The following is a 311-nucleotide window of genomic DNA, read 5'->3' as shown; positions in this document are numbered from 1 at the left end:
CGTCGACATTCTCGATTTTCGCAATCGTGTCCTCGGCAATGCCGCCTACGGTTACCGTGGCCAGGCCGCTGCCGTTCAGCGTCACGGCGATGGCGGCTGTCTTGTCGCTGTAATCGGCGGTGTCGCTGTCCTCGCCGCCGTCCAGGACGTCGGTCCCGCCGCCGCCCTTCAGCCAATCATCGCCGCGCGCGCCCGAAAGCTTGTTGGCGGCGGCATCGCCCGTGAGCGTGTCGCCCGCCGATCCGCCGACGATGTTCTCGACATTGCGGATCGTATCCTCCGCAACACCGTCAACAAAGACAGTGGAGTTA

At 64.6% G+C, this 311-nt stretch carries 1 pseudogene; it reads right to left on the bottom strand.

The features are described from left to right. A pseudogene (locus QN219_RS17945) lies at nt 1-311 on the bottom strand (hypothetical protein); the annotation flags it as partial.

This window comes from Sinorhizobium sp. 8-89 (genome assembly GCF_030124325.1).
Taxonomy (GTDB): Bacteria; Pseudomonadota; Alphaproteobacteria; order Rhizobiales; family Rhizobiaceae; genus Sinorhizobium.
This window is presented reverse-complemented; position numbering and strand designations above follow the sequence as displayed.